This is a genomic window from Symbiobacterium sp., from assembly GCF_040797425.1.
Lineage (GTDB): Bacteria > Bacillota > Sulfobacillia > Symbiobacteriales > Symbiobacteriaceae > Symbiobacterium.
This window is the reverse complement of the sequence record NZ_JBFNEH010000009.1, coordinates 1-23,416: the sequence shown is the minus strand read 5'-3', so window position 1 is coordinate 23,416 and position 23,416 is coordinate 1. Positions and strand designations below refer to the sequence as shown.

26 protein-coding genes and 1 riboswitch are annotated in these 23,416 nt (G+C 70.5%); of the genes, 8 read left to right on the top strand and 18 right to left on the bottom strand.

Translation table 11 applies throughout. The annotated features are described in order from the left end of the window. Positions 1–7: 7 nt before the first annotated feature. The 6 genes from AB2385_RS04565 to AB2385_RS04540 all read right to left on the bottom strand — a co-directional run bounded on the left by AB2385_RS04565 (position 8) and on the right by AB2385_RS04540 (position 6,667). Positions 8–988, bottom strand: a complete 981-nt coding sequence (locus tag AB2385_RS04565) for a tetratricopeptide repeat protein (RefSeq protein WP_367653755.1) — start codon at positions 986–988, stop codon at positions 8–10. A gap of 184 nt (positions 989–1,172) precedes the next feature. Next, entirely contained in the window at positions 1,173–3,182 is a 2,010-nt protein-coding gene (locus AB2385_RS04560) for a P1 family peptidase (RefSeq protein WP_367653754.1), read from the bottom strand. A 34-nt stretch (positions 3,183–3,216) separates the two neighbouring features. Next, complete coding sequence (hemL, locus tag AB2385_RS04555; RefSeq protein ID WP_367653753.1) at positions 3,217–4,512, bottom strand: glutamate-1-semialdehyde 2,1-aminomutase; 1,296 nt, start codon at positions 4,510–4,512, stop codon at positions 3,217–3,219. 85 nt (positions 4,513–4,597) lie between these two features. Then, positions 4,598–5,461: a peptidylprolyl isomerase gene (locus AB2385_RS04550; protein ID WP_367653752.1), complete on the bottom strand. Its 864-nt coding sequence runs from the start codon at positions 5,459–5,461 to the stop codon at positions 4,598–4,600. 127 nt (positions 5,462–5,588) lie between these two features. Then, positions 5,589–5,897 carry a cupin domain-containing protein gene (locus tag AB2385_RS04545; protein ID WP_367653751.1) on the bottom strand — a complete coding sequence of 103 codons (309 nt, stop codon included), beginning with the start codon at positions 5,895–5,897 and terminating at the stop codon, positions 5,589–5,591. A 92-nt stretch (positions 5,898–5,989) separates the two neighbouring features. Further along, on the bottom strand, positions 5,990–6,667 hold the full coding sequence (locus tag AB2385_RS04540; protein WP_367653750.1) for a Crp/Fnr family transcriptional regulator: 678 nt from the start codon (positions 6,665–6,667) through the stop codon (positions 5,990–5,992). A 136-nt stretch (positions 6,668–6,803) separates the two neighbouring features. Here AB2385_RS04540 and ychF point away from each other — a divergent pair, with 136 nt between their 5' ends. Beyond that, complete coding sequence (gene ychF, locus AB2385_RS04535) at positions 6,804–7,907, top strand: redox-regulated ATPase YchF (RefSeq protein WP_367653749.1); 1,104 nt, start codon at positions 6,804–6,806, stop codon at positions 7,905–7,907. Between the two features lie 175 nt (positions 7,908–8,082). On the opposite strand, the gene AB2385_RS04530 is transcribed toward ychF, so the two are convergent. Beyond that, positions 8,083–8,613, bottom strand: a complete 531-nt coding sequence (locus AB2385_RS04530) for a YceI family protein (protein WP_367653748.1) — start codon at positions 8,611–8,613, stop codon at positions 8,083–8,085. A gap of 158 nt (positions 8,614–8,771) precedes the next feature. On the opposite strand from AB2385_RS04530, the gene AB2385_RS04525 reads away from it, so the two are divergent. Next, positions 8,772–9,215 carry a hypothetical protein gene (locus AB2385_RS04525; RefSeq protein ID WP_367653747.1) on the top strand — a complete coding sequence of 148 codons (444 nt, stop codon included), beginning with the start codon at positions 8,772–8,774 and terminating at the stop codon, positions 9,213–9,215. 64 nt (positions 9,216–9,279) lie between these two features. On the opposite strand, the gene AB2385_RS04520 is transcribed toward AB2385_RS04525, so the two are convergent. The 3 genes from AB2385_RS04520 to AB2385_RS04510 all read right to left on the bottom strand — a co-directional run bounded on the left by AB2385_RS04520 (position 9,280) and on the right by AB2385_RS04510 (position 10,989). Then, positions 9,280–9,552, bottom strand: a complete 273-nt coding sequence (locus AB2385_RS04520) for a hypothetical protein (RefSeq protein WP_367653746.1) — start codon at positions 9,550–9,552, stop codon at positions 9,280–9,282. 89 nt (positions 9,553–9,641) lie between these two features. After that, complete coding sequence (locus AB2385_RS04515) at positions 9,642–10,577, bottom strand: aminopeptidase (RefSeq protein WP_367653745.1); 936 nt, start codon at positions 10,575–10,577, stop codon at positions 9,642–9,644. 1 nt (position 10,578) lies between these two features. After that, on the bottom strand, positions 10,579–10,989 hold the full coding sequence (locus tag AB2385_RS04510) for a hypothetical protein (protein WP_367653744.1): 411 nt from the start codon (positions 10,987–10,989) through the stop codon (positions 10,579–10,581). Between the two features lie 93 nt (positions 10,990–11,082). On the opposite strand from AB2385_RS04510, the gene AB2385_RS04505 reads away from it, so the two are divergent. Further along, positions 11,083–11,511, top strand: coding sequence for a hypothetical protein (locus tag AB2385_RS04505; RefSeq protein WP_367653743.1), 429 nt, complete (start codon positions 11,083–11,085; stop codon positions 11,509–11,511). On the opposite strand, the gene AB2385_RS04500 is transcribed toward AB2385_RS04505, so the two are convergent. Together AB2385_RS04500 and thiT are read right to left on the bottom strand one after the other, a co-directional pair. Beyond that, on the bottom strand, positions 11,478–11,600 hold the full coding sequence (locus AB2385_RS04500) for a hypothetical protein (protein ID WP_367653742.1): 123 nt from the start codon (positions 11,598–11,600) through the stop codon (positions 11,478–11,480). The genes AB2385_RS04505 and AB2385_RS04500 overlap by 34 nt on opposite strands. 57 nt (positions 11,601–11,657) lie before the next feature. After that, positions 11,658–12,206 (bottom strand): energy-coupled thiamine transporter ThiT, encoded by a 549-nt coding sequence (gene thiT / locus AB2385_RS04495; protein WP_367653741.1) that lies wholly within the window; start codon positions 12,204–12,206, stop codon positions 11,658–11,660. 77 nt (positions 12,207–12,283) lie between these two features. Further along, positions 12,284–12,390, bottom strand: a riboswitch (TPP riboswitch). A 131-nt stretch (positions 12,391–12,521) separates the two neighbouring features. Between thiT and sleB the strand changes: the two genes are divergently transcribed. Together sleB and ypeB are read left to right on the top strand one after the other, a co-directional pair. Then, positions 12,522–13,214: a spore cortex-lytic enzyme gene (gene sleB, locus AB2385_RS04490; RefSeq protein WP_367653740.1), complete on the top strand. Its 693-nt coding sequence runs from the start codon at positions 12,522–12,524 to the stop codon at positions 13,212–13,214. A gap of 11 nt (positions 13,215–13,225) precedes the next feature. Then, positions 13,226–14,635, top strand: a complete 1,410-nt coding sequence (ypeB, locus tag AB2385_RS04485; protein WP_367653739.1) for a germination protein YpeB — start codon at positions 13,226–13,228, stop codon at positions 14,633–14,635. Positions 14,636–14,747: 112 nt separating this feature from the next. On the opposite strand, the gene AB2385_RS04480 is transcribed toward ypeB, so the two are convergent. Both AB2385_RS04480 and AB2385_RS04475 read right to left on the bottom strand, forming a co-directional pair. Beyond that, positions 14,748–14,957 carry a hypothetical protein gene (locus AB2385_RS04480; protein WP_367653738.1) on the bottom strand — a complete coding sequence of 70 codons (210 nt, stop codon included), beginning with the start codon at positions 14,955–14,957 and terminating at the stop codon, positions 14,748–14,750. Positions 14,958–14,969: 12 nt separating this feature from the next. Further along, positions 14,970–15,188: a hypothetical protein gene (locus AB2385_RS04475; protein WP_367653737.1), complete on the bottom strand. Its 219-nt coding sequence runs from the start codon at positions 15,186–15,188 to the stop codon at positions 14,970–14,972. 153 nt (positions 15,189–15,341) lie between these two features. On the opposite strand from AB2385_RS04475, the gene AB2385_RS04470 reads away from it, so the two are divergent. The 3 genes from AB2385_RS04470 to AB2385_RS04460 all read left to right on the top strand — a co-directional run bounded on the left by AB2385_RS04470 (position 15,342) and on the right by AB2385_RS04460 (position 17,722). Further along, the gene (locus AB2385_RS04470) at positions 15,342–16,031 is read left to right on the top strand and encodes an RNA polymerase sigma factor (RefSeq protein ID WP_367653736.1); all 690 of its coding nucleotides are present in this window, start codon (positions 15,342–15,344) and stop codon (positions 16,029–16,031) included. 20 nt (positions 16,032–16,051) lie between these two features. After that, entirely contained in the window at positions 16,052–16,639 is a 588-nt protein-coding gene (locus AB2385_RS04465) for a cupin domain-containing protein (protein WP_367653735.1), read from the top strand. 219 nt (positions 16,640–16,858) lie between these two features. Continuing rightward, the gene (locus tag AB2385_RS04460; protein WP_367653734.1) at positions 16,859–17,722 is read left to right on the top strand and encodes a cation diffusion facilitator family transporter; all 864 of its coding nucleotides are present in this window, start codon (positions 16,859–16,861) and stop codon (positions 17,720–17,722) included. 56 nt (positions 17,723–17,778) lie between these two features. Here AB2385_RS04460 and tpx read toward each other — a convergent pair whose 3' ends face one another. The 4 genes from tpx to AB2385_RS04440 form a co-directional block, all read right to left on the bottom strand. Then, positions 17,779–18,288, bottom strand: a complete 510-nt coding sequence (gene tpx, locus AB2385_RS04455; protein ID WP_367653733.1) for a thiol peroxidase — start codon at positions 18,286–18,288, stop codon at positions 17,779–17,781. A gap of 85 nt (positions 18,289–18,373) precedes the next feature. Further along, on the bottom strand, positions 18,374–19,276 hold the full coding sequence (locus tag AB2385_RS04450; protein ID WP_367653732.1) for a PD-(D/E)XK nuclease family protein: 903 nt from the start codon (positions 19,274–19,276) through the stop codon (positions 18,374–18,376). A gap of 7 nt (positions 19,277–19,283) precedes the next feature. After that, positions 19,284–21,311, bottom strand: coding sequence for an ATP-dependent helicase (locus AB2385_RS04445; protein WP_367653731.1), 2,028 nt, complete (start codon positions 21,309–21,311; stop codon positions 19,284–19,286). Further along, on the bottom strand, positions 21,308–23,248 hold the full coding sequence (locus AB2385_RS04440; RefSeq protein ID WP_367653730.1) for a hypothetical protein: 1,941 nt from the start codon (positions 23,246–23,248) through the stop codon (positions 21,308–21,310). The genes AB2385_RS04445 and AB2385_RS04440 overlap by 4 nt, the downstream gene beginning before the upstream one ends. Positions 23,249–23,416 lie beyond the last annotated feature (168 nt).

The following is a 23,416-nucleotide window of genomic DNA, read 5'->3' as shown; positions in this document are numbered from 1 at the left end:
CACCGCACTACTGCAGGTTGCGGCGTAGAGGAGGCGGCAGCGTTACCTTCTCCGCCAGCACCGAGTCCACCGGCGACCGGCCCAGTTCCCGCAGGATCGCCACCCCTTCCCGCTCCACCAGGTCGCCCAGGATCTCGGTGGCGAGGCGCTCCAGTTGCGGGTCGGCGGCGGCCACCGCCGCGCTGCACGCCGCCAGCACGTGCCCCAGCGCAAGTCGGGGGCTCTCCCGAGCCAGGGCGCAGTGGTGGAGGACCAGGTGGCAGTGGAAGGCGTGCACCGGGTCGTCCGGCCAGACCGCCAGGGCCTCCGATGCGGCCACAGCCGCCAGCACCGGCCGCCCCGAGCGGAGCAGCCAGGCGGAGACGTCCAGCAAGTACGTGCCGGTGTAGTACGGCTCCGTGGGGTACCGGCGCGCAATTTCCTGCTGGCGGAAAAGCAGGCGGCGCACAGCGACGAGCTTGCTCCGGTCGGCCGCGGACATGTACAGGTAGACGTTGATGAGGTCGTGCCTGCTGGTGAAGGCGCCGTGGTCGATCTGGCGGACCGCAAACCACCGCTGTGCCTCCTCCAGGGCGTAGGCGGCCTTCTCGGGCTCCAGCCGGCGCTGGTACGTCACCCCCAGGTGCTTCCACACCGCACCTTCCAGCCGGCGCGCCTCCTGGTAGTGGGGCATGTGCGTGAAGTAGTCGAAGAAGCAGCGCAGCGCCTGGTCATACTGCTGCAGCGCCGCATGGGCGGTACCGAGGTTGAGGAGCGCCCGGCCCAGCAGGTCGTACTGTCCCTCCTGCTGCGCCAGCCTGACGGCGGCCTGCCCCGCCTCGACGGCCCCTTGAACGTCCTGCAGCTGCAGCCGGCAGCGGCAGCTGATCAGGTGGATGGCGGCCATCTGCACGGGTGACCAGCCGCCCTGCCGAAGCATCTGATCCGCCGTGTCGATGCACCGCGTGAACCTGCCCTCCTCCATGAGGCGGGCCAACGCATCAACCATTCTGTGTTCTCCATCCCCTTCTGTTCTGGGTGGAAGCCACAGGCTGCGTGCGTTGCAAGCCACGTGCGGCAACGGAATTCGACGGTGTTGAACATCGTCGCCTGCAGGGTCTGCGTTCCCCAACCTCATATACGAAAACGATCACAAGAAGGTTCGTTCAAGTCGCAATAGATTTTTGATACTATCACGGCCGCGGCGAGCGGACCCAGGCCAGCACCTTCTCGACGGGCAGCGCCGGCGCCACGTGGCCGTCGCGTCCGACCACGGTCTGCGCCGTGAAGAGGGCGTTCAGCACCGCTTCCTCCACCGACTCCACGGCGGCCCGGAACAGGTCGTTCATCACGGGGGAATCGTCCCGCAGCAGGGTAGTCGCCCGCAGCGGGTAGTCAGACCGGTGGGAGACCCGGTTCGCCGTGGAGAAGGCCAGCACGAAGTCGCCGCTGCCGTTGGCCGCGCTGGACCCGACCCGGGCGAGGCCCATGGCGCCGCGCTTCGCCAGCCGGGTGAGCTGGCGGGCGTCCACCGGGGCATTGGTGGCGATGATGACCATCACCGACCCCGGCGGCGGCTCGGGGGGCTCGGATTGGCCGGACCGGGCTTCCTCTTCCGGTGGGGGTTCAGGGGCCGCCTGGTCAGGCTCCGCTTCTCCCGCAGGCGGCGCGACGGCGGACTCATCCACCTGAGCGCTGCCGGCCGGCGACTCACCGACGGGCTCGTCGGGCCGCAGCGCACCCGGAAGCGGCTCGCCGACCGGTGCCTCCGGCGCCGCCTCATCCGCCGGCCGCTCGCCTCGCTGCCCCGCATCCTCCTCCTGCTCCCGTCTGGCCCGCTCCTCCTCTTCCAGCCACTGGCCCACGGGCACCCCGTGGACGAGCAGGTCGGGGCGACGGCCGAAGTTGGCCGCCACCAGGGTGCCGAGCACGTACCGGTCCACCCGCCGGGAAGCCGAGCCGATGCCGCCCTTGAACCCAAAGCAGACCATGCCGGTGCCGGCGCCCACGGCGCCCTGCTGCACCGGACCCCCCGATGCGCCTTCGATGGCGGCCCGCACCATCGCCGCCGTCACGTGCCGCCCCTGAACATCGTTCAGGAAGCCGTCGTTGCACTCCCCGACCAACGGGTTGACGGTGCTGGTGGTGATGCCGATCTCCGGGTTCTGCTCCAGCATGTAGCTCACCAGTTCGTTCGCCGCCTGGAAGACGGAGAGCGTGTTGGTGAGCAGGATCGGCGTCTCCAGCGTGCCGAGTTCGGCCACCTGGGCGAGCCCCACGGCCTTGCCGAAGCCATTGAGCACGAAGACCCCTGCAGGCACCTTCTGCTGGAACAGGTTGCCCCCGTGGGGCAGGATCGCCGTCACCCCGGTGCGGATCGGGCCCTGCCCGGGCACCAGCGGGCCTTCGCCTTCCACCCGGGTGGCGTGACCCACCCGCACGCCCGGGACGTCGCAGATGTCGTTGTTGGGCCCGGGCTCGAGGCGGCCGGTGACCAGGCCCAGTTCTCGGGCCGTGGGCCGGGGCGGGTAGGGGCTGGGAAACATCGCCGCAGGCACCTCCTTTTCGCGGGGCCGGTCCTCGACCTCCGGCTCCTCCGGAACCAGCCGGATCACCGGCAGGCGGCCCCGCCACGAAACCTCCACCCGCCGTCCCAGCAGCAGGGTGGAGAGACAGTTGTGGATGGCATGTCCGATGACGGGCGCCCACAGGTCACCCGTCAGAATGTAAGCGCTGCCGAAGATCGTGCCTGAGAGCGTGGCCACCGCCACGTAGGCCCAGTTCTCCCGCTGCCAGCCGCCGTGGCTGAACCCGAACAGGAAGGCCGCGGGCAGAAGCCCCACCAGCGGCTGGAGGCCGCCGCGGAAAAGCATCTCCTCGCCCAGGGCGGAGGTGGTCACCAGCGTCAGCATCACCGGGTAGCCGGCAAGCCGCAGCGCCTCCTCGCCGGCCCGGGTGCCGGTGCGCCGGAGGGCCTCCTCCAGCCGGTCGCTGAGGCGGGCCGCGAGGCTCACCACGCCCAGAGAGAGGCCGGCCGCCGCCAGACCGGCCAGCGTTGCACGCCCGGAGGGCAGGTGCAGGAGGTCGGGAAATCGCCCGGTGGCCAGCCTGCCCAGCAACAGCCCCACGGCGCCCATCGCGGCAGGCGCCAGGATGCCCACGATCAGAAGCAAGCGCCAGCGCGCCGCGCGCTGCACCGTCACCGCCTCCCTCCTGTTGCGTGAACGCCCGCCGCGGCTAACCGCGCACCTCCCGCAGGGCCTCCGCGGCCGCGGCCACGGTCGCGTCGATTTCCGCCTCGGTGTGGGCGAGGCTCATGAAGCCCGCCTCGAACTGCGAGGGGGCGAGGTAGATGCCCCGCTTCAGCATGGCGTGGTGGTACCGGCTGAACAGGCGGGTGTCGGCGGTGAGGGCCGTCGCGTAGTCCACCACCCGCTCGGGGGTGAAGAAGAGGCCGAAGAGGGTGCCCACGGACCGGGCGCGGTAGGGCAGCTCCAGCTCCTCCAGCACCTGGTTCAGGCCCCTGACCAGCCGCTCCGTGAGGGCTACCACCCGCTCGAAGTTGCCGGGGCGGCCCAGCACCTCCAGGGTGGTCAGGCCCGCCGTCATGGCCAGGGGGTTGCCCGAGAGGGTGCCCGCCTGGTAAACGGGGCCGGACGGGGCCACCAGGGCCATGATCTCCCGCTTGCCGCCGTACGCGCCGACCGGCAGTCCGCCGCCGATCACCTTGCCGAGGGTGGTGAGGTCGGGGTCGACGCCGTAGTAGGCCTGCGCACCGCCGTAGGCCACACGCCAGCCCGTGAGCACCTCGTCGAAGATGAGCAGGGCGCCGTACTCCCGGGTGATGCGGCGCAGCCCTTCCAGGAAGCCGGGCTCCGGCAGCACGAGCCCCATGTTGGCGGCCACGGGCTCCACGATCACCGCCGCGATCTGCTCGCCGAACTGCCGGAAGACCGCCTCCACGCCGGCGAGGTCATTATAGTGTACGCTGATCGTCTCCGCCGCCGCGGCCGCCGGCACCCCCGGCGAGTCGGGCACGCCCAGGTCGGTCGCGCCCGAGCCGGCCCGCACCAGCATCGCATCGTGGTGCCCGTGGTAGCAGCCGATGAACTTGATCACCTTCGTACGGCCGGTGTACGCCCGCGCCAGGCGGATGGCCGACATGGTGGCCTCGGTGCCCGAGTTCACCATGCGCACCACTTCCACCGACGGCAGGCACTCGATCACCTTCTCCGCCATGCGCAGCTCCAGCTCGGTGGGTGCGCCGAAGGAGGTGCCTCGGGTCGCGGCCTCCTGCAGCGCCGCCACCACCTCGGGGTGTGCGTGGCCCAGGATCAGCGGCCCCCAGGAGAGACAATAGTCAATGTAGGCGTTGCCGTCCACGTCGTAGAGGAGGCAGCCCGAGCCCCGCGCGATGAAGGGGGGCGTGCCGCCCACGGCGCGGAACGCGCGCACCGGGCTGTTCACGCCGCCGGGAATCACCCGCTGCGAGGCCTCGAACAAGGCCTTGCTCCTGCTCAGATCCAACGGCATCCGAATGCACCCTCCTGACCAGATTCTCCTTTCGTTCCATGTCAAGACGGGCCAGAGGATGCCCCCTGGCCCGATGGAAACGCCACTACCCGAGCGTGTTGGTGATCTGCGCCTGGTTCTTCAACTCGGTCAGCCACGACGACAGCCGCTGGCTCACCTGCTCGTTCACGTACTGCTCCTTGATCTTGTCCTTGTCGCGTTCGAACTCGGGGATGTTCACCTGGATGATGTGCCAGCCGTAGCTGGTCTTGACGGGGTCGGAGATCTCGCCGTCCTTCAGGGCGAAGGCCACCTTTTCGAACTCCTCGACCATGGTTCCCTTGCCGAAGAGGCCGAGGTCGCCGCCTTTCGCAGCGGTCGCCGTGTCGGTGGACTTCTCCTTGGCCAGGGTGGCGAAGTCCGCACCGGCGTCCAGCTGGGCCTTGATCGCCTTCGCCTCTTCCTCGGTTCCCACGAGGATGTGGCGGGCGATGATCTGGCGGCTCTCCTCGGAGGCCTGCATCTCATCGAAGTGTTGCCGCAGCGTGGCGTCGTCGGGCTCCACCTGCTTCTCCAGAATGCGGGTGGCCGTCATCTGCATCCGCAGGTAGTCCTCGAACTGGCCCTCCGTCATGCCGAAGTACGACTGCAGGTAGTACTGGTACATCGTCTCGCCGCCGAGGGACTCCTTGATGGAGTCCAGCTCCTCCTGAACCTCGGCGGCGGTGACCTGCACGCCCGCCTTCGCCGCCTCCTGGTTCACCAGGCGCATGGTGATCATGTTGTCCAGCGTCCTGGACCCGTGCCCCTCCACCAGTTCCTCGTACAACTCGGCCCGGGTGATCTGCTCCCCGTTCACCGTGGCCACGATGTCTGCCCCGTCTGCAGGCCCGCCGGTGCGGGTGCCGAGGAAGTACCCGCCCACACCGGCCACCACCACCGCTGCCGCGACAGCCAGAATGGTGGTCATTCGGCCATTTCCATTCGCCAAGGTGTCTCGCTCCTTCTCGTCAAGCTTCATGGGGTTACATTCGTATGGTAACGCAGTTCGGGCTCGCTGCCAACCGCAGCCTGCGCGGGACCACCAGGTCAGCCCGTCACGGCCGGGGTGCGAAGGTGGCCAGCACCAGGGCCGGCGCGTCGGTCGCCCGAACGCCGTAGGGCTCCCCCGGCGGGTAGAACCAGATCGTTCCCGCCTCGGCAGGGGCCCACTCGCAGCCCGAGAGGAGTTCGCAGCGGCCGTTCACCACCTGGAGGCTCACCGTGGAGGAGCTGTTCGCCGGGGGCAGCCCGCTGCCGGGACTGAGTGCGAGCAGGATCACCCGCATGTCCTGACAGCTATGAATGATCTGCGTGGAAACCTGCCCGGGGGCCGGCCGGTCCCGGTGGATCAGGCTCACCTGCATGCCCGTCACCCTCCTCGCAGCGGTTTCCTTTAGTCTACCCGCCGCGGCGGGCCTGAGCCGTGCGTCTGCGCACCGGTCGCCGGTGATATCGGTCACACGGACGGGTCGCCCATCCACTCCCGGAGCCTGCGCTCGTCGAGGATGGTCACCGTTTCGTTCTGGACCGCGATGCAGCGAGTACGCCGGAAGTCGGCCAGCGCGCGGGTGACCGTCTCGCGGCTGGTACCGATCATGCCGGCGATCTCCTGGTGGGTGAGACCGAGGGTGAAGGTCTTGCTCCCCTGCTCCTCGGACAGGCGCAGGAGGAGGCTCGCCAGCCGGCCGTGGGTGGAGTGCACCGCCAGGTCGTGGGCGGTATCCTGGGCCAGCCTGAGCCGCTGGCCCACCGCGCAGAAGGCGTTGGCCGCCAGCGTGCGGCTCTCGGGCATCAGGGCCCAGAGGTCGTCCACCCGGAAGGCGATCAGCACCGAGTCTTCGGTGGCCTGGGCGGTGGCGGGATACGGCGCCTTGTCGGCCAGCACCACCAGCCCGATTTCGTGTCCGGGCCCCCAGACACGCAGCACCTGCTCCTGGCCGCTCACGGACACCCGGGAAACCTTGACCCGGCCTTGCTTGATGAAGTAGACCGCCTCGCCGGGATCGCCCTCGTGGAACAGGAAGGCGCCCTTCCGGTAGTGGCGCTCCCGCGCGATAGCTGCGACGCGGGCCAGTTCCTCATCGCTCAGCCCGCTGAAGAGCGAAAGACTCCGCAGGAACTCCAGGTCCGCCACGCGCGGATCACCTCCTGGTGCAGACGCCAGTGCCGGAGAGTACGACACGCGGTGTACATTCCCCTTCTACCGCAATTGCAGCCCCTGGGAATGATCCAGTATAATCGTTAGGGTGTCTAAGAGAGGGGGACTTTCCATGGGACTCGCCATCGGCATCGTGGGCCTGCCCAACGTGGGCAAATCGACCCTCTTTAACGCCATCACCCGCGCCGGCGCCGAGGCGGCCAACTACCCGTTTTGCACCATCGAGCCCAATGTGGGCGTGGTAGACGTACCCGACGCCCGGTTGGCCGTCCTGGCGAAGATGTTCAACTCGGGGCGCATCGTGCCCACCACCATCAAGTTCATCGACATCGCCGGTCTCGTGAAGGGCGCCTCCCGAGGCGAAGGGTTGGGGAACAAGTTCCTGCACCACATCCGAGAGGTCGACGCCATCGCCCACGTGGTGCGTTGCTTCGAAGATCCCAATATCACCCACGTCAGCGGCAAGGTGGACCCCATCTCGGACATCGAGATCATCAACCTCGAGCTGGCGCTCGCCGACCTGGAGACCGTGGAGAAGCGGTTTGACAAGGCAGCCAAGGCGGCGAAGGCAGGCGTGAAGGAGGCGCAGGTGGAGTACGGTCTCCTGGTCCGGCTGAAGGAGGCCCTGGAGGCCGGCCGGCCCGCCCGGAGCGTGGCCCTGCAGAACGAGGACGAGGCCAAGGTGCTCCGGGAGCTGCACCTCATCACCGCCAAGCCGGTGATGTACATCGCCAACGTCGCCGAGGAGCTTGTGGCCGACCCGTTCGCCCTGCCCGCCGTGGCCAGGGTGAAGGAGCTGGCCGACGCCGAAGGCAGCGAGGTGGTCCCCGTGTCGGCCCGGATCGAGGCTGAACTGGCGGAGCTCTCGGAGGAGGAGCGGGCGGCCTTCCTCGCCGAGCTGGGCCTCGCCGAATCGGGCCTCGACCGGGTGATCAAGCACGGCTATAGCCTGCTCAACCTGATCTCCTTCCTCACGGCCGGCGAGATGGAGGCGCGGGCCTGGACCATCCGCAAGGGGACCAAGGCTCCGCAGGCGGCGGGCCAGATCCACTCCGACATGGAGCGGGGCTTCATCCGCGCCGAGGTGGTGGCCTACGACGACCTGGTCGCCGCGGGCTCCATGGCCGCCGCCCGTGAGGCGGGCAAGGTGCGGCTGGAAGGCAAGGACTACGTGATGCAGGACGGCGACGTGGTGACCTTCCGGTTCAACGTGTAATCCGCTTCGCCGCGAAGACGGGCCGTCCCGGAACGTCAGGGCGACGGTGCCGTTCTCTGCGCGGGCGGCCTCGCCTGGCGGGTAAGCGGGACGGATGCAGAGAAAAGCGTGGCCCGGCGAGTCTTCACGCCGGGTCACGCTTTTCTCTATTATGTCCAGGAACACGCCTCTGCGATCAGGCCTGCTTGGCTGCCTCAATCTGCAGCTCGATCCTGACCTCGTCGCCCACCAACACGCCACCGGTCTCCAGCACTGCGTTCCAGGTGAGGCCGAAGTCCTTCCGGTTGATCTTGGCGGTCGCCGCGAAGCCGATCTTCTCGTTGCCCCAGGGATCCTTGGCCGTGCCCAGGTACTCCAGGTCAAAGGTGACGGGCCGGGTGACACCCCGGATGGTCATATCCCCGGTCATCTTGTAGCCGTCGCCGTGGCGCTCGATGCGGGTGCTGCGGAAAGTGAGGTTGGGGTAGTGCTCCACATCGAAGAAGTCGGCCGACCGCAGGTGGTTGTCCCGCGCCTCATCGGCCGTGTTGATGGACGCCGCGGTGACGGTGCCCTCGATCGTCGCCTCGGGGATGTTCTCGGGGTCGGCCTCGATGCGGCCCTCGAACTGGGTGAAGCGCCCCTTCACCCTTGCGATCATCAGGTGCCGGACCGTGAACTCCACCAGGCTGTGCGAGGGATCCACCACCCATACGCTCTTCGCCACTCTCGTCACCCCTCTCTCATACTGGTCGGGCACAAAGCCCGTGCGTCTCCATACTGTTAGTGCGTGTCAACAGGTCAACGGGTACGGCCGACGCCCTACACCCTTCAGCCGAGGCGGCCCATAGTATGGGAGAGACCCCTCAGGAAGGTGTGACGCCCATGCCTTATCCGTACCCATCGCCCGGCCCGCGGCCGTGGACGACATACGCCGGCAAGCCCCTGACGGGCTGGGGCGCCCCGCCCCCCGGCTGGGCGGCCGGCCCGTTCCCCATGACACCGGAGCCCTGGTACGCCCCAGTGGCCTGGCAACCCTACGAGCATCACGTGCCCGACCCTCTGGTCGCGACGTGGACGGCGATCATCGAGCCGGCGCTGGAAAACGTGCTGCCGGCCATCCACGGGCTGCTGCAGGTCTCCGGCCAGCTCCTGGGCCAGTTGCCAACGGTCCTGGACATACCGGGCCCGGAAACCGCCGAGGTCACCGCGGAGGATGCCCCGACCCCGAGCTTCGGGCTGGGTCACGTGGGCCTCTTCGGTGCGGCCGACGCCGGCAGCCCCGATCCCGGCAACCCGGAGCTGGGAAACCCTGACGGCCGGGCGTAGCCGGCTGCGGCCCACGGAACCAATGATGAGGGCGGCCCCGCCTGTCTCCGGCGGGCCGCCCTCTTCATTCAGGCGCCTTCAGTGCCCTTGCCAACTCGGCCAGGGTCTTCCTGAGCCAGGGCCACAGCAGGGCCACGGCGGAGAGCCCGAACGCGACCCAGGCGAAGCCGTAAAGGAAAGCCGGCACTTGGTTCTCCCCGATCGCCATGTCGAAGTTGGTCCTCGCGTTCCACAGTGCGGCCAGCAGCAAGGAGCGCGCGATCACAGCTGCGGCCACCAGGTGTGAGCCCGCCAGGAAGAACAGACCGGCCCCGACCCACGACCCCTTATCAGGCACGGAGACTCCCCCCACGTGCTTGACGCGTGGCCGCATTCCAGGCATCCGAGCGGCACGCCGCCACGCGCACTGCAACCATGCCCCTGGCCTTACGCGCCCACGAACCGGACCTCGGGCGCGGCAATCACGCAGTCGTAGTGCGTGGGGGCGGGGTTGCGGCCGCCGAACGCCCGGTTGCCGCCCAGCGCCACGTGTGCGGTGCCCAGCGCCTTCTCCGCCAGGGCGACGCGGCCGCAGGGTACGACGTGGGGGTTGGCGCCCAGGCCAAACTCCCCGATGGTCCACGCCCAGGCATCATCGCCCAGGCGGCGGCAGAGTTCGGCCGCGGCGCTGCCGCCGCTCACCTCCACCACCCGGCCGCGCTGGAACGTCAGCGTCACCGGCCGGTCCAGCGGGATGTCGCCCAGGGCCACGTCCACGACCAGCCGCCCGTCGCACCGGGTCTCGTGCGGCGCCACGTAGGCCTCGCCCGGGGGCAGGTTGCCGATGCTCCCCGGACTGCGGATCCGGCCGGTTTCCGCGCACACCGGCCGCCCCTCCCAGGAAAGCCGCAGGTCCGTGCCGCCGGGCGCCGTCAGACGGATTCCGGTGGCGCCCCGCATCCGGTCGGCCAGGGCTGCGGCCTTCCGTTCGACCTCGTCCAGCCCCTGGCCCAAGGTGACGGCCAGCGTTTCGGCATCCACCTGCGCCAGGACCGCCCAGCGCCCGCGCCCCGCCAGCCGGAAGGCGGCGCGTGCGGCCCGCATCGCCGCATCCTCGTGCTCCAGGTGGAGGCCCGTCCGCAGGGAGACCAGGGCGTCCGCACTCGCCACGGCCCCGGCCAGCCCGTGCGGCACCACCTGGAGCCCGCCCCGGGGGCGCGGCAGGGATACCTGCGCCACGCTGCCGGCCCCACAGGATTCGGCCGCCTCGGCCAGCTCCGCCGCAGCACCGGCCAGCGCAGGCTCCGCCAGGATCAGTGCCCGCTCGCCCGGCCGCAGGCCCAGGCTCTCGCGCCACACGGTCTCCGCCCAGCCCGCTGCCATCTCAGGTAGCCTCCGGCTTGAACTTGACGTTGGGCAGGTAGACCGTAAACCCGAAGCGGATCCGGTCGATGCCCTCGGGAGAGGCGTCGCCCTCCAGACGCTCCCCCAGCGGCTGGGAGGTGATGTAGACGTCGCTGGTGCCCAGCATGAAGTTCAGGACGGCATCGCCTGCGCCCTCGGGAATCGCCAGCCCGGCGCCGTGGCCGGTGGGCCACCCGAAGAGCAGCACGTGCAGGCGCTCGCCGGGGTGGTAACCCCACCGGTAGGTGTACTGGTCGGGGCTGGCGGCCAGCACCTGCTTGATCATCACGTCCAGCTCGGGCACCGAGAAGAAGACAAGCTTGCGGCCGTCGGGTGCAAACGCGGTCCCGGCCTCGGCGGGCATGTAGATGACGGGCTCCTGACTCTCCACCGATCACCCTTCTCTCCGCATCGCCCGGTGCGCTGCCGCCCCGGGCGGGGCATGCTACGTGCGAAAGCCGCGCAGCAAAGGACGGGATGAACCTTGCCGCACAGCCTCGTCAATGTGGACGGGCACACCTACCAGGTTTCCCTGGAGCAGGGACAGGTGTGGGTCCACCTGCCCTTCGCGGTGGACCCCCACGAGCTCTCTGTCCAACTTCAGCGAGAGGGTTACGCCCTGGCCCACGAGCCGGACACGCCCGACACCCAGGGCTGGGGCGAAACCTTCGATCCGAACGGTTACTACCCATACTGCGTGTTTCCGGACCCCACGGCGCCCGGCCGTTCCGTCTTCGCCTTCTACCCCCGGCCGGAAGACGTGGTGCGGCAGGGGCCGGACGGCGAGGCGGTGGCGCTCAGCCTGGGCCGGGAGTCGGAGCGGACCATCGCCCGCTGGGTGCCGTGGCTGCGCCGCCGCGCCGCGGGCCGGGAACCGGATCAGGGCGTGAACGTTTCCAGTTCGCCCGAGTAGCCGGCCAGGTAGCCCACCAGCCACACGACCGCGAACAGCACTGCCATGGCCAGCCCCACCAGCACGGCCGGGTTGCGCAGTACCCGCATCCCTTCCGACCTCCCCTCCTCCTTATGACGAACGGGCAGGGCGGTGGGGAGCGGGCGCTACTGCGTGGAGTGCACCCCGGTGGGCAAGGCCCGCTCCAGCGCCGGCAGCAGCGCCATGAGCAGCGCGCCGGTCAGCACGGCCTCAGGCAACAGGTACGTGCCGTTGTAGATCGCGGAGTAGACCCACGGGCTCTGGCCGGCCGGCGCATACTCGGCGAAGAAGACCACGCCGGAGACCAGGTGCGCCAGGAACCGGCCGCCGATGGCCAGGGAGCCGAGCCAGGCCTGCGCCAGCCGGGCGTGCCCCCGGGCGAGCCCCGCCAGCCCCAGCGCGCCGAAGGCCACCGGGTAGTCCAGGAGCACCTGGATGGGATGGTAGAACTCGGGCTTGATGATGAACTGCAGCACACCGGCCACGGCGCCGGCGGTCACGCCCCAGCCCGTGCCGTAGCGCAGGGCGATGAGGATGATCGGCACCATGGAGCCGAGGGTGACGGAGCCGCCCTGCGGCATCTCCCACACCTTCACGAACGACAGCGCCACCGCCGCCCCGATGAGGACCGCGCTCTCCACCAGACGGCGCAGACGGACCCGTGCATCAGACATATCGGGCACCTCCATTAGGAACAGACTCGACATCTCGTGGCACGAAAAAACCGCAGCCCAGCGAGCTGCGGACGGGATGCCCGCGAGGCTCGCTTCCCTACGCCGGTATTACCCGGATCAGGTGACAGGGTCCCGGGGCACACCCCGGTTCTCAGCCGTTTTCACGGCTCCCCTAGCGGCTCTCGGCCAGTATGATGCTGCCTTTACTATACCGCCCCTTCCCCCGGCAGACAATACCTTGGGCGGCATACTCCGGCCCCGCGGGTGGCACGTTAGGAAGGCAGAGGGAGAACCGTACAGAGGAGGCGGCGAAGGATGAAGCAGCGCGGCGTTGTGATCGCCCTGCTCACCCTGCTTCTCTTCCTCACCTTCCCGTGGCACGCGGGGGCCCAGACGCGGTCCACCCTGCGCTGGGGGAGCCGCGGCGAAGACGTCTGTGTGGCTCAGCGGCGGCTGAAGGCCTGGGGGTACTACACCGGGGCGGTGGACTGCATCTTCGGGCGGCAGACTTACGCCGCCGTCCGGCTCTTCCAGCAGCGGAACGGGCTCGCCGTGGACGGCATCGTCGGGCCCGACACCTGGGCGGCGCTGGGCTACTGGGGTGGCACCCCGTCGACCCGCGCGGCCGCAACCGCCGGTGCCACCGCCGGCAGCCGCGCCGCCGAACGCGACCTCCTGGCCCGGGTGGTCTCGGCCGAGGCCAGGGGCGAGCCCTACGAGGGACAGGTGGCGGTGGCCGCAGTGGTCCTCAACCGGGTGCGCGACGCCCGCTTCCCCAACACGGTGGCGGGTGTGGTCTACCAGGCCCACGCCTTCGAGTCCGTGACCAACGGCACGATCTACGCGGCGCCCACCGCCAGTGCGGTGCGCGCGGCGGAGGACGCGCTGAACGGCTGGGACCCGACCGGCGGCGCCCTGTTCTTCTGGAACCCGGCCAAGGCCTCCAGCGGCTGGATCTGGTCGCGGCCCATCGTGAAGCGGATCGGCAACCACGTCTTCGCCAAGTGAGGGGATCAGCCGTGCGTCGAGTGGTCACCTGGCTGGCCGTCAGCCTCCTGGGCACCTTCGGTCTGGCCGTGTGGACGGCCTGGACCTACCACCTGAACGAGCACAACCGGTTGCTCGCCAACGCCCTCGAGGCGGAGCGGCAGCGCAGCTTCGTCGACATGGCCCATCACGTGGAACAGATTCAGACGATGCTGGCCAAGGGGCTCGCCACGGGCAGCGAGCGGCAGAACATGCGCTACATGGCCGACGTGAACCGGCACGCGGCCGCGGCCTTCACGGCCTTCTCCTCGCTGCCCCTTCCGGCCGAGGTCTCCACCGCCACGGGCAAGTTCCTGCAGCAGGTGGGCGACTTCTCGCTGTCGCTGCTGCGGGACGAGGCCGCCGGCCGGTCCATGACCGAGGCGGAGCGGGCCGAACTGGAGCGGCTCCGCCGGGAGTCCGCCAACCTCTACCAGCAGCTGAACGCCATTCTGACGCAGTACAACCGGGGCGGCTTCCGCTGGCACCGGCCGGCCCAGTTCAGCCTCGCTGCCCTCCTGCACATGCCCGAAAACCCGGTCTTCAACCCGGAGGCGACCCAGAGCCCGGCCGTGGCTGCCCTTCTGGACGGCGGCTGGGCGCAGATGGCCACCGGATTCGAGCAGATGCCCGTTTTCATCTACGACGGCCCCTTCTCGGACCACGTCAGCCAGACGCCCCCGGCCCTCACCGGCGGGCCGGTCACCCGGGAGGAAGCCGAGGCGCGGCTGCGGGCCCTCCTGCCAGACCTGGCGCGCTACCGCACGGTCGAGGTGGCGGAGGTCGAAGGGAACCTTCCAACCTACACCTTCCGCCTGGCTCCGGCAGGCACGAGCAGCCAGACGTACACGGCCACCGTGGAGATGACCCGCCAGGGCGGCCACCTGGTGAGCCTGCTCACCGAGCGCGTGCTCGGCAGCCCCACGCTGGACCTGGAGCAGGCCAAGGCCATCGGGCAGGAGTTCCTCGCGCGGGTGGGCTACCCCGACATGGTGCCCACCTTCGCGCAGGTGCAGGACGGCCTCGCCTTTGTGGCCTACGCCCTGCGGCAGGGCGACGTGATCGTCTACCCCGACCAGGCCAAGGTGAAGGTGGCCCTGGACAACGGCGAGGTGCTGGGGTTCGACGCCCGGCAGTATCTCACCCACCACCGGCAGCGCACGCTGCCTGCGCCACGCCTCACGGCTGATCAGGCCAGGGCGGGTCTGAACCCCTCCCTGGAGGTGAGCCGGGTCCAGCTGGCGCTCATCCCCGACCTGGCGGGTACCGGCGAGCACCTGACGTACGAGTTCCAGGGGAAAATGGGGGAAGACATCTTCCTGGTCTACATCAACGCTGAGACCGGCGCAGAGGAGCAGATCCTCCAGCTGATCGAGGCCGACGGAGGCACCTTCACGCTCTAGCGGTTCCCCCGGACCACACCGCCGCCCGGTGCCCCGACCCCCATACCGCCCCGGAGTGGGACCGCGGCCCCCGGAAGCCGTGCGCTTCCGGGGGCCGCCGCGTGCGGGTGGGTCAGTGGCCCGCCCGCCGGTCGGGGCTGTGCGTCTCCGCCTCGTACCGGCGGACAAGGCCAGGGTCCAGGCCGGCGGCCGCGTCGCCGTCCAGGTCGATGCCCAGCTCGGCCGCCACCTCCCCGGCCAGTCGCTGGGCGGTGAGCCGGTCCGGGACGGGGCGGTCGGACACGGTGTCGCCCCTGGGAGTGACGCGCGGATCAGGCTGCATCCGGCTCCCCCCTCAGGTGACCCGCACCCAGCGGGTCTCCCGCCCCGTCTCGGGACACGGGCCGAACGGGTCACCCTCGTTGTAGAACTGCTTGTGGCCCGACTCGCAGCTGTACGTGCCGGGAACCTTGCACCGCTCGCCGGTGCAACCCTGCGGCTGCTCGCTCATCGGCAACACCTCCCGCCGGTAGTCTGCCCCGCCCGACGGGTTGACCATCTGGGTCCGGTGCATTTAACGTAACTTCCGCCTTAAAAAATCTCGTTTTCTCGTGGCAAACCCTGTTGACTTTCGGCAAACACATGTGGTAGAGTTTAGCCAGACCAAACGTTGTTTACCTCTCGTACAGGGTTTACATAGCGTTGCCGTGAGGGGAGGCATTTCCAGATGGCCGGAGCGAACGCAGCACTCTCTGAGGTGCCGGTTACCCGCAAACCTGACCAGCGCCCGCACCCGGTTCCGGTGCCCACCGACGAAGAGCTCGTGTCCGCCTACCTGAAGGGGGACAAGGAAGCCTTCGAGGAGCTCGTGCGGCGTTACGAGGACCGGCTCTACCGGCTGTCGTACCGCATGCTGGGCAACCACCACGACGCGCTGGACGCCGTGCAGGAGATCCTGGTGAAACTCATGGCGGCCCTGCCCAAGTTCGAGGGGCGCTCCCGCTTCGGCACGTGGGTCTACAGGCTGGCGGCCAACACCTGCCTGGACATCCGCCGGAAGCGGGGCCGCACGGCGGCGGAGTCGCTGGAAGCGACCCTGGAGTTCTCCCCGGCCGCCTCGCTGGCCATCCTGGACAACGAGCCGGCGGACAATCCCGATCTGTACTTGGAGCAGCAGTATCGTGAAAACGTGGTCCGGGCGGCGCTCGACAAGCTGCCCGAGAGCCAGCGCCGGCTCCTCGAACTGCGCGACCTGGAAGATCTCTCGAACAGCCAGGTGGCCGACATGCTGGGCATCGAGGTCGGCGCCCTGAAGGCCCGCCTGCACCGGGCCCGCCAGGCCCTGAAGCGGGTGCTGGACGCCGGGGTGCACGTGCCGGGGTATACTTCCTCCCAGACCGCCGCCCACCTGGCCTGACGTACTGAGGGGGTGCACGCATGTCCCTGGGCAGTCGCATTCGACAGACACGCACGCAAAAGGGCATCACCCTCCAGGAGCTTTCGGAACGCAGCGGCCTGTCAAAGGGCTTCATCTGCCAGCTGGAAAACGATAAGGCCTCGCCGTCGCTCCAGGCCCTCGACCGGATCTCCGCCGCTCTGGGCGTGCCCGTCGCCCTGCTGCTGATCTCCCACGGGGAGCGGGCGTATGTGGTGCGGGCCGAGGAGCGGCAGGGTTACTCGGTGGGAAGCGAGGGGCTGAGCGTTCAGCTGCTCTCGGCTCCCGGACGGAACCTGAAGATGCTGCTAATGGAACTGGCGCCCGGCGCCTCCACCGGGGGCGACAACCACGTCCACGAGGGCGAGGAATGCCACCTGGTGCTGCAGGGCTCGGTGCGCTACCGCCAGGGCGACGAGGAGCTGATCCTCCGGGAGGGCGACTCGCTCCACTGGAACGGCTATATCCCGCACCGGGTGGAGAACTGCGGCTGCGGGCCCGCGCGGATCCTGTGCGTCACCACCGGCGCGATGGAGCACATGCTCGAGAGCGAGTGCGAGGACTCCGACGACGAGCCCGCCAACCGCTAGTCCGATAGCACTGGTCGCCGTGGCCCTTTCGGCCCATTCTCCCGCCCGCGCTATTGCCATGGTTGCCGTACGCATGATACGATGGTCACGTGAAAGGCAACGACCTGTACCGCCGCCAGGCGGTGCAGGTCTTGCGTCGTCTTAAGGGTTTTTCCCGGCGGCAACTTTTTGGCGCGAAGGGAAACTCCCTGCCATGTGCTGGGACGGAGGGAGCGCGCGGTGGCGGAAACGGGCCGGAAGGGTGCCTGGCTCAGCATCGGGGTCTACTGCCTGCTCACGGCGGCCAAGCTCACGGTCGGCTGGCTGGCCGGTTCGCAGGCGATCGCGGCGGACGGGGTGAACAACGCAACGGACGTGCTGGGGTCTGTGGCCGTGCTGCTGGGCCTCATCATCGCGCAGCGGCCGGCCGACGAGGAGCACCGCTACGGCCACGCGCGGGCCGAGGGCGTGGCCTCCCTGGTGGTGGCCACGATCATGGGGCTGGCCAGCCTGGAGGTGGCACGGAGTGCGTTCCTCTCGCTGCTGAGCACGGACCGGGCCGCGCCCGAGGGCTGGTCGCTCTGGGTGGCCGTGGGCTCGGCAGCCGTCCTGCTGGCCATCTACGCCTACAACCTCCGGCTTGCCCGCCGCTGCGGCAGCAGCGCCCTGGAATCGGCGGCGTACGACCACCTGTCGGACGCGCTCATCAGCCTGGGCACCGCCGCCGGCGTGGCCGGCAGCGGCCTGGGGTGGTACTGGGCCGACCCGGTGGCCGGCCTGGCGGTGGCGGCGCTGGTGGCCCGGACGGCCTGGTCGGTGGGCCGCGAGGCGGCGCACATGCTGATGGACGGCGGCCCGGACCAGGAGCGCATCGCCGCGCTGGAGGGCGTCGTCAGCGGCGTCGAGGGCGTCTGCGGCGTGCAGGACCTGCGGGCCCGCCTGCTGGGCAACCGCGTTGCGGTGGACGTGACCGTACTGGTGCCGCAGCACATGAGCGTCGTCGAGGCGCACGCCGTGGCCGACCGGGTGGAGCACGCGCTGACGCGCCTCGCCGGCGTGCACACGGTGCAGGTGCACGTGGAGCCAGACGTGAAGGCCGGATAAGCAGACAGAAATAAGGGCCGACCCCCCTCCGGGGGGCCGGCCCTTTCGCGCGCCGGTTACAGCGCCGCCCTGGCCGCCTCCAGCGCGGCCTCGTAGTTGGGCTCCTGCCCGGCGGCGGGCACGTACTCCACGTGGACGATGCGGTCGTTCTTGTCCACCACGAAGACGGCCCGGGAGCACAGGGCCCACTCCTTGATGTACGTGCCGTAGGCCTTACTGAAGCTGTGGTCGCGGTAGTCGGACAGGGTGATCACCCGGTCGACGCCGGCATTCCCGCACCAGCGCTTCTGCGCGAAGGGCAGGTCGCACGAGATGGTCAAGACCACCGCGTCCGAACCGAGGCTGGCGGCCGCCTCGTTGAACTTCCGGGTCTGCGTATCGCAAACGCCCGTGTCCAGCGACGGCACCGAGGAGATGATGCGCACTTTCCCTGCGAACGCCGACGAGTCCACCGTGGCGAGGTTGTTGTCCACCGCGGTGAAGGCCGGGGCCTTGTCACCGACCCGCAGCTCGGGACCCACCAGGGTCACCGGGCCCTTGAACTGAAACGCACCTGCACGTTCCAACGGCGCTTCCCTCCAACGGTAGTATTTGGTTTCCCGTGTCTTGAGACGCCTGGTTCCCCCGTCTCGTGACGGCGGCGGTCACAGATCAGGGCAGCGGCGGCCATTCGCCGCCCGGCTCGGCGGGGTCCGGCGGCCCGTCGGCCCACTCCTCCTGCGGGTCGTCGTCCTCAGTCGCCTCCGCCGCTGCGCCCTCGTCCGCGGGCCACTCCGCCAGCGGGCCGTGGCAGAGCGGGCGGTACTCGCAGCGGGCGCAGATGCGCCCGTCCCCGGTGGGCAGGAAACCGTCGGGGGGCGCAGTCCGGATCGCCGCGGTGAGGCGCCGAAGGCGCTCGTCGTCGGCCGCAAACTGCGCCCTGCTGTACGGGAGCCGCTCCTCCCTCCCGCCCCCGAGCGGGTTCCAGTAGACCATCGCCACCCGGTCGGGGTCGAACCGGCCCCCGGGGGTGTAGGCGCCGCCTGCGGCGCAGAGCACGTACCGGTAGACCACCGTCTGGAAGGCCGCAGCCAGCCGCTCCCGCGGCGGCATGACGCGCAGGGTCTTCCAGTCGTAGATCGTCGCCCGGCCGTCGGGCTCCACCACCAGCAGGTCGAACTTGGCCACCAGCCTGAGCGGGACCCCACCTGGCGCCGGATCGGGCTCGCACAGCCGCAGCTCGAGCTCGGGATAGTAAGCCCGGCCGGGGTTGAGCGGGAGGTACCGCTGCAGCCGGCCCAGCCAGTCCGTCAGCTCGGCCCGGTCTGCGGGGTCGCCGAGGGTCCCGGGGTCCAGGCCCGTGAAGTAGCGCCGGGCCATGAGGTGAAACTGCTCCCCCAGGCGCAGGGCGCGCGCTTCCGCCGGATCGTCGGGCACGCCGCCGAGGGAGAGGCCGTCCACATAGCGGCGCCGGAAGCGGAGGGGACACTCGGTGAAGAGGCGCAGGGCCAGGGCGCTCAGGGGACGCTCCTGCGGCAGGCCCGGGCAAGAGCCGGCTCCCTCGCGCTGAAGCACGGGCAGCTCACCTCGCCTTCGTCACAAACTGGTTCAGGGCCACCAGCGCCGGGGTCGGCCTGACGACCTTCCCCCACTGGTTCTCCCGGTGGAAGGAGAGCACCAGGTTCACCTTCGCGCGGGTGATCGCCACGTAGAAGAGCCGCAGCCGCTCGCCGATCTGCTCCCGCTTGGCGGCGACGACGGGATCCGCGACCCCCGCAGTGTCGTCGGCGGCGGTCAGGCGGTCCAGCAGATCCAGCGCGGCGGCCTCCGGATTGGCCTGTGCGGGGTGCAGGAACCAGAGCTCGGCCGGGGTGTAATCGGTCACGGACCCGGGGAGCTGGGCCCGGGTGAGGCCACCCACGTAGACGGTGTCCCACTCCAGCCCCTTGGCCGAGTGGCAGGTGGTCACGTAGACGACGCCGGGCTTCGGCTCGAACCCTTTCCGGTCGTAGAGGGCATCGGCCAGCCAGCGGGACTTCTCCAGCCCCAGGGCCAGTTCCCGGGCCACGTCAGCCAGGCCGTAGAGCGACTCCTCCTCCAGCAGCCGCCGGGCCCGGAGGGCCAGGTACTGCGCCAGGGCCAGGTCCTCGCCGCTGAGGCGCAGGTCTGCCGCCATGTGCAGCAACAGCTCATCGGCCGGAAGCGACGCGGCGGCCAGCCAGCCGTCGAGGTGGGGTTCCAGCGCGGACGCCGAGGCCCGCCGCCCGGGGATGTGCGGCGCAGCCAGGAAGGCCAGCGCCGCCAGGAGGTTCGCCCCCAGCCGCAGCCGCTCCTGCGGCGCCGTGGCGCCCACCGGGGCCACCGGGGCTTCCAGCCGGTGCAGCTCGTCCAGCAGGTCCGCCACCATGGCGTTGGTGGGCAGGAGCACCCCCACCGTCGCGTCGGTGTGCTGCTGCGCCGAGCGGGCAGCCATGCGGGCGAGGTCCGCCAGCTCCTCCCGGTAGGTGCCGTACGCCTTGAAGAAGACCCGCCGGCCGGCGGGCTCCGGGTTCCGCTGCCCGTAACCCGGGGGGACGGGCTCGATCCACTGCGCCTCCAGGGCGTCGCGGCACGCCGGGTCCGGATGCTCCTCCCGGGTCCAGCGCACCAGTTCGTTGGCCAGGTCGATGATCTCCCGGCTGGAGCGGCCGGCCATGGTGAGCGGGCGCACCGCCACCCCGGGCTCCCGCACGAAGCGGCGGAAGAGGTCCGGCTCGGCGGTGGTGAAGCTGCCCATGATGGCCTGGTTGGCGTCGCCCACCCGTACGAGATTGCCGTCCGGCCCCGCCAGCAGGCGCAGGACCTGCTCCTGGAGCCGGTACGAGTCCTGCGCCTCGTCCTCGAAGATGTAGGTCCAGCGCTGCCGCAGCCGCTGCAGGAGATCCGGCTCCCCTTCCAGCAGGCGGTAGGCCCCGAGCATCAGGTCGTCGAAGTCCACCAGCCCTTCCCGGGCCAGGGCCCGCTGGTACTCAGGGTAGACCTCCGCCGCCCAGCGCAGGGGCAGGTGCTCCGGCAGGGACCGGGTAAGGGCCAGCGCCTCCTCCGGCCCGATCCGCCGGGCCTTGAAGGACTGGATCAGCCGGGCCACCAGCGCCTGGGTCCGCTCGGCCCAGCGGGAGAGCACGTCCGGGGGACTCTCCTCGCCATCCCGCAGCAGCGACTGCCACGCCTCGCCGTGGGCGGCGATCCAGCGGCGGGTGAGCGCACCCAGGATCGCCCCGCGGCGGACCTCGTCCAGCACGGCGAAGGTGTCGGGCCAGCCGATGGCCTCCGGCCGCTCCCGCACGATTCGCACCGCCAGGGAGTGGATGGTGCGCACCTCGTAACCGGACCGGGGCAGCCCCCGCGCCTCGAGAAAAGCGCCGATGCGGCTCTTGAAGTTGCCCACGGCGGAGTTGGTGTAGGTGACGATGAGGATGCGGCCGGGGGCGGGCAGGCCGGCGGCGATGAGGTCGGCCGCCAGGTAGGCGAGCACGGTGGTCTTGCCCGCGCCGGGGACGGCGGGCACGGCCATGTAGCCGCCGCGGTACTCGGCCACCCGGGCCTGGTCGGGACGCAGGGTGAAGCTCATGCCCAGAGCCCCCCTTCCTGCTCCTGGACCCACGGGCTCAACGCCGCCGAGGCGGTGATGACCTGGCCGGTGCAGCGGCGCAGCAGGGCCCGCACCGTAAGGTCGCGGGCCTCCCTGGCCGCACGCAGGGCGTCGGCGTCGGTCCAGGGCGCGCCGTCCGGCCATCCCACGAGCACGTAGGGGTTGGCCAGCTCGGAGGCGCCGCTGGGCTGCCAGGCGGGGGAGGTGACGTCCAGCCAGACCTGCACCGTGGAGGCAAGCCGCCTGGAGAGGTAGGCCTGCGGCGTGGCCAGCAGCACCCCAGGGCCCTCGGGCTCGGGCGGCAGCAGCGGCACGAGCGACGCCTCGGTGAGGAGCGGGCGGTAGGCGGGTCCCAGGGACTCGGGGCCCAGGCGCTCGGCCGCAAGGCGGAAGTCCGCGGACGCCCGGAGCAGCCGGCGGCACGCGTCGACGGCCGCAGGCGGCAGGTCAGGCCGGAGCGGCATGAGCACCTCCAGCAGGGCGGCCCGCACGAAGGCGTCGGGCTGCCACCGCCGGCGCCGGCCCGCCCGCAGCCAGGCGTGGAGGCGGCGGTAGGGAACCGGATGGTCGGCGGGATCGGGCAGGGTATCTTCCGCCTTCCAGAGCGCCTCGCCCAGCCGGGCGGCTTCCGCAGGTCCTAGTTGCAGCAGGAGACGGGCCGCGTCCGTGAAGGGGTCCGGCGAGCGCCACGGCGGTCGCCAGGCGGGCACCGCCAGCCCGGCGAGGGCGAGGATGGCCCGCACGGCGGGCTCGTCCAGCAGCCGGCGGGTGGGGACGAGGGGATGCAACCGCACGCCCCGGTCGGCCAGGGCCCGTCCCAGGGCGGCGGCCAGGAGGTTGTCCACCCGGGGGGCGAGCACCGCGATCTCGCCCGGGGCCAGGCCGCCGGCGACCAGATCACCCACCGCGCCGGCCACCCCGTTCACCATGTCGCCCCAGAACTCGGCAGTGATGGAGGCATGGTGCGGGGCGCTGTCGGACGGGCAGGAGCAGGCCGGGGCAGGGCGGTCAGAATCGGCGCCCGACGGGCCGGCCGCTGCCCGGGCAAGGCCGAGCTGCGCAAGCCGCGCCGGCAGGTCCTGGGCAGGGTCCGGGAGGGAGATGGTCGCCGCCCCGGCGAAGCGCGCCAGGACCCCGGCCGGGTCGGCGCCGCGGAGGAGGCCGTGGCCGCCCTCGGGGTCAAAGGCGAGGGCGGCCTCCTCCACCGCCTCCGCCAGAGCGGCGACGAACGCCTGCTCGACGGGGAGGGCCTCGTCCAGGTCGTCCACCAGCAGCCGGCGGAAGCGGGTCCTGAGGTGGCGCCGGTAGCCGGGATCGGGCAGCAGCACGTCGGTGAAGAGGGTGAGCGAGAGGCCGTAGTCCAGCAGCCCGGCCCGCAGGCAGCGGGTCCGGTGCTCCTCCAGCATGGCGGCCACCTGCCCGTAGAGCATCCGCTTCTCGGGGCGGTCGGCCTCGGCCAGGCGCAGCACGGCCTGCCCGGGATCCAGGCCCGCGGCCGCCCCGACCCAGTCGATGCGGGTGAGCAGCTGCAGAGCCAGCCGGTCGGGCCGGGTCTTCACCACGTCGCCGAAGAGGGCGTAGTGGGGCTCCAGCAACACCTGGAGCAGGTACCGCTCCACGGTGAGCGGCAGGAACGTGGGCGCGAGCCACTGCCGGGCGGCGGGGAGCGCCGCCTGGATGGTGGGCCAGTGGAGGGTGAGCTCCGCACGGACGAAGCCATAGAAGTCATCGGCCTCGATGGGGCCGCCCGCCGGGAGGTCGAGCCCGCGCAGCCACGGGGCGGTCTGACCCGCCCCGTGGGTGAGGACGAGGATCTGGTCGGTGCGCACCCCGTCCCGGAGCCAGGCGAGGTAGCGCTCCCGCAGGGCCGCCGTCTTGCCGGACCGGGCAGGGCCGGTGATGAGGGTGGCGGTCATGCCGCACCCGCCCGCCTGCCCGCCTGTGCCCGCGGGACTTCAGGCCACACGGCGCCGCCGGCCGGACCTGCGCCGTTCCGGGACAGGCGCATGGGGGCACCCTGGTAAGGCTGCGTGACGGTCACCAGGCCACCTCCTAGCGGGCGAACGCCTTATACAGGTAGTAGC

Coding starts and splice junctions, on each gene's coding strand:
- AB2385_RS04445 (WP_367653731.1), bottom strand. CDS start 21,311: ATGAGCTTCACCCTGCGTCCCGACCAGGCCCGGGTGGCCGAGTACCGC.
- AB2385_RS04500 (WP_367653742.1), bottom strand. CDS start 11,600: ATGCGGGTACTGCGCAACCCGGCCGTGCTGGTGGGGCTGGCCATGGCA.
- AB2385_RS04515 (WP_367653745.1), bottom strand. CDS start 10,577: ATGGCAGCGGGCTGGGCGGAGACCGTGTGGCGCGAGAGCCTGGGCCTG.
- AB2385_RS04470 (WP_367653736.1), top strand. CDS start 15,342: ATGGCCGGAGCGAACGCAGCACTCTCTGAGGTGCCGGTTACCCGCAAA.
- AB2385_RS04475 (WP_367653737.1), bottom strand. CDS start 15,188: ATGCACCGGACCCAGATGGTCAACCCGTCGGGCGGGGCAGACTACCGG.
- sleB (WP_367653740.1), top strand. CDS start 12,522: ATGAAGCAGCGCGGCGTTGTGATCGCCCTGCTCACCCTGCTTCTCTTC.
- AB2385_RS04525 (WP_367653747.1), top strand. CDS start 8,772: ATGCCTTATCCGTACCCATCGCCCGGCCCGCGGCCGTGGACGACATAC.
- AB2385_RS04565 (WP_367653755.1), bottom strand. CDS start 988: ATGGTTGATGCGTTGGCCCGCCTCATGGAGGAGGGCAGGTTCACGCGG.
- AB2385_RS04545 (WP_367653751.1), bottom strand. CDS start 5,897: ATGCAGGTGAGCCTGATCCACCGGGACCGGCCGGCCCCCGGGCAGGTT.
- AB2385_RS04480 (WP_367653738.1), bottom strand. CDS start 14,957: ATGCAGCCTGATCCGCGCGTCACTCCCAGGGGCGACACCGTGTCCGAC.
- ychF (WP_367653749.1), top strand. CDS start 6,804: ATGGGACTCGCCATCGGCATCGTGGGCCTGCCCAACGTGGGCAAATCG.
- AB2385_RS04550 (WP_367653752.1), bottom strand. CDS start 5,461: ATGACCACCATTCTGGCTGTCGCGGCAGCGGTGGTGGTGGCCGGTGTG.
- thiT (WP_367653741.1), bottom strand. CDS start 12,206: ATGTCTGATGCACGGGTCCGTCTGCGCCGTCTGGTGGAGAGCGCGGTC.
- hemL (WP_367653753.1), bottom strand. CDS start 4,512: ATGCCGTTGGATCTGAGCAGGAGCAAGGCCTTGTTCGAGGCCTCGCAG.
- AB2385_RS04465 (WP_367653735.1), top strand. CDS start 16,052: ATGTCCCTGGGCAGTCGCATTCGACAGACACGCACGCAAAAGGGCATC.
- AB2385_RS04440 (WP_367653730.1), bottom strand. CDS start 23,248: ATGACCGCCACCCTCATCACCGGCCCTGCCCGGTCCGGCAAGACGGCG.